This is a genomic window from Pseudarthrobacter sp. B907 (assembly GCF_040137805.1).
Lineage (GTDB): Bacteria > Actinomycetota > Actinomycetes > Actinomycetales > Micrococcaceae > Arthrobacter.
On sequence record NZ_JBEEQE010000009.1, the window covers coordinates 145,742 to 151,833 of the forward strand.

The following is a 6,092-nucleotide window of genomic DNA, read 5'->3' on the forward strand; positions in this document are numbered from 1 at the left end:
CCATGACCGACTCGCCAGCCGTCGAATGGGAGCTCTCGGGCTTCGGAGATGAAATTGACGATGATCCTCGAATCCAGATCGCGGTGCTGCAGGCACTGGGCGCGAACCACATTGAGGTACGCAGTGCGTGGGGGACCAATATTGTGGACCTCGATGGGGGGCAGTTGCAGGAACTGAAAGGGCTGCTGGTTGCCGCCGGTATGGGCGTTTCCGCGATTGCCTCGCCGATCGGCAAGGTTGACGTCTCCCTTCCCGTCGACCACGAGGTCACCCGGCTCCGGCGGGCCGTCAATGCGGCCCGGATCCTGGACTGCCGGTACATTCGGATCTTCTCCTTTTACTATGGCGAGGGCGTGCAGACCGCCAGCATTCGCGACGCCGTCATCGAGCGGATGCGGGCGCTGGCCGCGGTAGCGGAGGACGCCGGCGTCGTGCTGCTGCACGAGAACGAGAAAGACATCTTCGGCGACACACCGGAACGCGTTCTGGACATCATCGAGACCGTCGCTTCGCCGTCGCTGAAAGTGGCCTGGGACGCCGCCAACTTCGTCCAGGTGGGCGTGAAACCGTACGACGAAGGGTATGCAAAACTCCGCCCGCACCTGCAGTACCTGCAGGTTAAGGACGCGAGGTTCGCCGATGCCTCCGTGGTTCCGGCCGGGGAAGGGGACGGCGATCTGCTGCGCACGGTCCAGGCACTGAAGGCCGACGGCTATCAGGGCTTCGCCAGCCTGGAACCGCACCTCGCCGGGGCCCATGGCCTGGGTGGTTTCTCGGGCCCGGCGGCGTTCGGGATTGCCGCCCGGGCTTTCGCCAACGTCCTCAGGGACGCAGGAGTACAAACCAAGTGAGCAAGGACAACATGAACACACCAGCGGAAAACACCCGCCCTGCACCATCGCGAAGCGACGAGCGCCTGCGCGTGGCCATCGCCGGGTGCGGCGTGATCGGACGCACGCACGCAGCAGTGGTCCGCGAGCTGCCGGACCTGATGGTGACGGCGCTGATCGACGAGGTCGTTGAGGCAGCGGAAGCCCTCGCGTCATCGATCGAAGCCCAGGGCGCGCGGCGGCCGGAAACCTTCCGCGCCCTGTCGGCGGCCCTGGCCGGGGCGCCCGTGGACCTGGTCATCATCGCCACTCCGAGTGGACTGCACATCCAGCAGGCCCTGGAGGTACTCGCGGCCGGGAAACACGTTGTGATCGAAAAACCGCTGGACGTCGACCTGAGCCGGGCGAACGAGATCCTGTCGGCGGCGGAAGCGGCGGAGGCGAAGGGCCTCGTGGCCAGCGTGATCAGCCAGCACCGCTTCGATCCAGCCAGCCGGGCTGTTGACGTGGCCCGCCGGGCGGGCCGTTTCGGCACGCTCACCTCGGCTATCGCCTCCGTCAGCTGGTGGCGCAGCCAGGCCTACTACGACTCCGGTGCGTGGCGCGGCACCTGGGCCATGGACGGCGGAGGCGCCGTCATGAACCAGGGTGTGCACACCGTGGACCTGCTCCTCTGGTTCCTGGGCCGGCCGGTGGAAATCAGCGCGAAGACAGCGCTTCTAGCTCACGACGGCGTCGAGGTGGAGGACACGGCAGTGGCCACCGTCACGTTTGACTCCGGCGCGCTTGCCGTCCTGCATGCCACGACTGCGGCCTACCCTGGGCTCACCGTCCGGCTGCAGCTGATGGGCAGCACGGGTTCGGCGGTGATCGACGGCGACCAGCTTGAGTATTTCCATGCGGCCGACGCAGGAAGCGGCGGCAGTGATATGGGCCTGCTGGGGGCCGGAAACCAGGCGGCCGACGAACTCGCCAAGTTCCCGGATGAGGAGGTGCAGGCACTTGATCCCACCGTTTATCCGGCAGGCCACGTCCGCCAGTACCGTGACATTGTTGATGCCATCCGTGCCGGGCGCCCGGCGGGCGTCACGGTCCGGGATGCTGTGACTGCACTGGCTACGGTCCGTGGGCTCTACGTTTCCGCCACACTGGGCCTTCCGGTGCTCATCGATGAGGTCCTGGCCGGCCGATACGACCATGTCGACGTGCGGACGGGCGGAAGCCGGCCAGCCGACTCCGCGGATGCCCTTGAAGAGGCTTCGGCATGAAATTCTCGGTCTTCACGGCCTCTACGCCCGAATGGTCGCCCGCAGAGGCTGCTTCGACGCTTGCGTCGCAGGGGTGGGACGGCATTGAATGGCGCGTCACTGACCAGGCCGACTCGCCGCAGCCAGGTTTCTGGGCCGGAAACCTGGCCACGTGGCCTATGTCGGGGCTTGAGGAGAGCCTGCCGGAGCTGGCCAGAATCACCCGGGCTGCGGGCCTCGAGTATTCAGGACTAGGCGGTTATGCACGGTGCGATGACCACGACCAGGTCGACCGGCTCCTGGCTGCCACCGCGGCACTCGGGGCCGGGCAGGTCCGCGTGAATGTGCTGCCCCTGGGCAACTCGACCATGGGCGGTCAGGCGGCCACCGGTTTGCCCTATCCGCAGCTGTTTGCCGCAACCCGCGAACACTACGAATGGGTCGCGGCGCGCGCGGAGCACCACGGCGTCAAGGCTCTGGTAGAGCTCCATCACGGTACCGTCACGTCCTCGGCCTCCGCGGCCCGCCGCTTGCTGGAAGGCCTGGACCCCGTGCACGTGGGCGTTATCCACGATCTTGGCAACCTGGTCATCGAGGGCTGGGAGGATCCGCTTCCTGCCCTCGAACTTCTCGGCCCGTACCTGGCCCACATCCATGTCAAGAATGCCCGTTGGGTCCGGCAGGACACGAGGGATGAGTCCGGGGCGGCGGTCTGGCAACACGAATGGGCGCCGCTGGCGGACGGACAGGGAAGCGTGCTCGCTTACTTCCGGGCGCTTGCCGGCGTCGGCTACGACGGGTGGGTCACGGCGGAGGACTTTTCCACCGACCTCCCGCTCGCGGAACGCACGGCCGGGAATCTTGACTATCTTCGGCGTGCTGCCTCTTTGGTGCAGCCCAATGTCAACGCCTCCCCAGTCGCCACCTGAGGTGCAGACGCCGGCGCCATGAGACCGCGTGGGTTCGGCCGGCCGCTGGGCGCTCTGACGCGCCTGGCGGCCGGCCCGTCCCGTTAAATCATGCCCCCGGGGCCGCCGCCGGATGACGGACCAGTCCTCATGGCAACATCTTGGCAAATTATGGCAACCGATTGACACTGATTGCCGGATTCTAAATCATTGACCTATGTCACAGTCGATTGCCGCACACCCCGACAGGCTCCTTCCCGCCGATCCCGGCACCCGCAACATTGCCCGTTCGTTGCTGGAGCGAGTCCAGGACCTGCCCATCATTTCCCCGCACGGGCACGTGGACGCCGCGGTAATCGAACAGGACATTCCTTTCCCGGATCCCGCCGCGCTCTTGGTCAGTCCTGACCATTACGTCACCCGGCTTATCCACTCCAGCGGCGTCCCGCTGGACAGCCTGCTTGGCCCGCTGGAAGCAGCGCAGCGCGCGGCTCAGGATTCCCGCAGCGTGTGGCGGGAGTTCTGCACGGCGTGGCCGCTTTTCGAGGGCACGGCGTCCGGGTACTGGCTCCGCACCCAATTCCACGACGTCTTCGGCCTCGAGCGCGAGATCAGCGCCGAAACGGCGGACGCCAGTTACGACGCGATCTCCGCGAAACTCCGGGAACCTGGCTTCCGGCCGCGCCAGCTCTTCAAGGACTTCAATATCGAAGTGCTTGCCACCACGGACGACCCCCTGGCCGACCTCGCCAGCCACGCCGCGATTTCGGCGGACCCGACCTTTCACGGCCGCATCGTCCCGACCTTCCGGCCGGATGCCTACCTGAACATCGCACACCCGGGCTGGTCCGCGAACGTGGACCGCCTGATCGGCGAAGCAGGTGAGGGCGCTTGCGGCTACGCGGGCTACCTCCGCGCGCTGGAGAATCGCCGGCGCTATTTTGTGCAGCACGGCGCCGTCTCCGCCGACCACGGGGTGCGGACGCCCTCCACCGTGAAGCTCGACGCCGGCGAGGCTGCCAAGCTTTTCGACCGGGCCCGCTCCGGCCATACGACGCCGGGGGACCGCGAACAGTTCGAAGCGCACATGCTTTACGAGATGGCCCGGATGTCCGTGGACGATGGGCTGGTGATGACCCTCCACCCCGGTTCGTTCCGGAACCATCACGCGCCGACCTTTGCCGCCTTCGGCCCGGACACGGGCCATGACATTCCTGTCGCCGTCAGTTACACCGAGGCGCTACGGCCTCTTCTGCAGGATTTCGGTACGGCCCCGGACTTCCACCTGGTGCTGTTTACCCTGGATGAGACCGTGTTCTCGCGCGAACTGGCGCCGCTGGCGGGCTTCTACCCGTCCGTCTACCTGGGTGCTCCGTGGTGGTTTCTGGACGCCCCGGACGCGATGCTCCGGTTCCGGTCCGCGGTGACCGAGACAGCTGGCTTCTCCAGGTCCTCGGGTTTCATCGACGACACGCGTGCTTTTTGCTCCATTCCGGCCCGCCATGACGCCTCCCGCCGGATTGAGGCGTCGTTCCTGGCGCGGCTCGTGGCAGAGCATCGGGTCAGCGAGGACCGCGCACATGAACTGATCGTCGATGTCGTTGATTCGGCACCCCGAAGGGTCTTCAAACTGTGACCGCCGATCCGGCTGCAACACCGGGGGAAACTGCGTCTCCACGTCCTGATTCACTTCCGAGGCCAGCGCGCACAGCGGCCAAGGCCCCGGTCCGGATTGTGCACCTGGGCCTTGGGGCCTTCCACCGCTCGCACCAGGCGTGGTACACCCAGCAGGCCCGTGACGCCGGGGAATGGGGTATCGCCGCCTTCACCGGGCGGCGCCCGGATGCGGCCGATGCCCTCGCTGCGCAGGACGGGCTGTACACACTGGTGGTCCGCTCGGATCAGGGCGACGACTTCGAGCTCATAAACAGCGTCGTTGAGGCCGTCGACGGGGCGGATGTGGACCGGCTCACCGAACTCGTGGCCTCCCCCCTGACGGCAATCGTCACCCTGACCATCACGGAGGCCGCCTATGGGCTGCGGGATGATGAGACACGACCCGAACGAGCGTCGACGCCCTTGGGCCGACTGGTGCGCGCACTCGACGCACGCAGGGTTACCGGGGCGGGACCGCTAGCTGTCGTCAGCTGTGACAACCTGCCGGACAACGGCAGCGTCGTCGGCGGGGCCCTATTGCGTCTAGCCGAGGAATCCGATCCGGAGCTGGCAGCCTGGATCCGCCGCGAGGTCAGCTTTGTCAGCACATCGGTGGATCGAATTACGCCGCGGGCCGCTCCGGCGGACGCTGCCGCCGTCGCCGCTGCCTGCGGCTACCGTGACGACGCCCCGGTGGTCACAGAGCCCTTCCACGACTGGGTCCTCAGCGGGACGTTTCCCGCCGGCCGTCCCCGCTGGGAAGACGCCGGGGCACTGTTCGTGGAGGACATCGAACCCTACGAAAACCGCAAGCTATGGCTCCTCAACGGCGCCCATTCGCTGCTGGCCTACGCCGGCCAGCTTCGCGGGCACGAGACCGTGGCCGAGGCCTTGAACGATGCCGTCTGCCGCGCTGCAGTGGACGCCTTCTGGGATGAGGCCTCCTCCCACCTGGCCGCGACCGCAACCGCTGGCGCGGACCTGCACATTCCGGAGTACCGGGCTGCGCTGATGGAGCGCTTCGGTAACAGCCGGATTGCGCATCGCCTGGCGCAGATCGCCGTGGACGGGACGACCAAACTGCGGATGCGGGCGTTGCCGGTCCTCCGCGCCGAGCGGGCGGCCGGGAGGTCCGGCGCGGCCACAGCCGTGATGCTCGCAGCCTGGGTGGATTTCGTCGCTGCTGCTGCGGAGGTGGCGGATCCATTGGCGGCCGAACTGGCGCACACAAACGCCCTGGCGGGACGGCCGAGGCTGGCCGCGCTGCTCACACTGGTGGATCCGAGTCTGGGTGAGGACCCGCAGGTTCTGGACCTCGTTGACAGCCTCCTCGGGTGGTTTCGTCCCGGGCGGCAGCCCCTTTCAAACGCCGATCTTCACTCGAACACAGGACCCCGCCCGAAAGGAACCTCGTGAAAATTATTGCCGCCGACGTCTTTGTCACCAGCCCC

5 protein-coding genes are annotated in these 6,092 nt (G+C 67.0%); all 5 read left to right on the forward strand.

What is annotated here, in order from left to right; all coding sequences use genetic code 11:
• Nucleotides 1-2 precede the first annotated feature (2 nt).
• The 5 genes from ABLI39_RS10175 (at nucleotide 3) to ABLI39_RS10195 (ending at nucleotide 6,057) form a co-directional block, all read left to right on the forward strand.
• Nucleotides 3-851, forward strand: coding sequence for a sugar phosphate isomerase/epimerase family protein (locus ABLI39_RS10175; protein ID WP_349413295.1), 849 nt, complete (start codon nucleotides 3-5; stop codon nucleotides 849-851).
• An 11-nt stretch (nucleotides 852-862) separates the two neighbouring features.
• Entirely contained in the window at nucleotides 863-2,098 is a 1,236-nt protein-coding gene (locus ABLI39_RS10180) for a Gfo/Idh/MocA family protein (protein WP_349413306.1), read from the forward strand.
• Nucleotides 2,095-3,006, forward strand: coding sequence for a sugar phosphate isomerase/epimerase family protein (locus ABLI39_RS10185; RefSeq protein ID WP_349413296.1), 912 nt, complete (start codon nucleotides 2,095-2,097; stop codon nucleotides 3,004-3,006). The genes ABLI39_RS10180 and ABLI39_RS10185 overlap by 4 nt, the downstream gene beginning before the upstream one ends.
• A gap of 196 nt (nucleotides 3,007-3,202) precedes the next feature.
• Nucleotides 3,203-4,621, forward strand: coding sequence for a glucuronate isomerase (gene uxaC, locus ABLI39_RS10190; protein ID WP_349413297.1), 1,419 nt, complete (start codon nucleotides 3,203-3,205; stop codon nucleotides 4,619-4,621).
• Nucleotides 4,622-4,719: 98 nt separating this feature from the next.
• Nucleotides 4,720-6,057 carry a mannitol dehydrogenase family protein gene (locus ABLI39_RS10195; RefSeq protein WP_502935219.1) on the forward strand — a complete coding sequence of 446 codons (1,338 nt, stop codon included), beginning with the start codon at nucleotides 4,720-4,722 and terminating at the stop codon, nucleotides 6,055-6,057.
• Nucleotides 6,058-6,092 lie beyond the last annotated feature (35 nt).

Bases quoted from the DNA above. Each gene is read 5' to 3' on its own strand.
- ABLI39_RS10175 (WP_349413295.1), top strand. From the start codon at position 3: ATGACCGACTCGCCAGCCGTCGAATGGGAGCTCTCGGGCTTCGGAGAT.
- ABLI39_RS10180 (WP_349413306.1), top strand. From the start codon at position 863: ATGAACACACCAGCGGAAAACACCCGCCCTGCACCATCGCGAAGCGAC.
- uxaC (WP_349413297.1), top strand. From the start codon at position 3,203: ATGTCACAGTCGATTGCCGCACACCCCGACAGGCTCCTTCCCGCCGAT.
- ABLI39_RS10185 (WP_349413296.1), top strand. From the start codon at position 2,095: ATGAAATTCTCGGTCTTCACGGCCTCTACGCCCGAATGGTCGCCCGCA.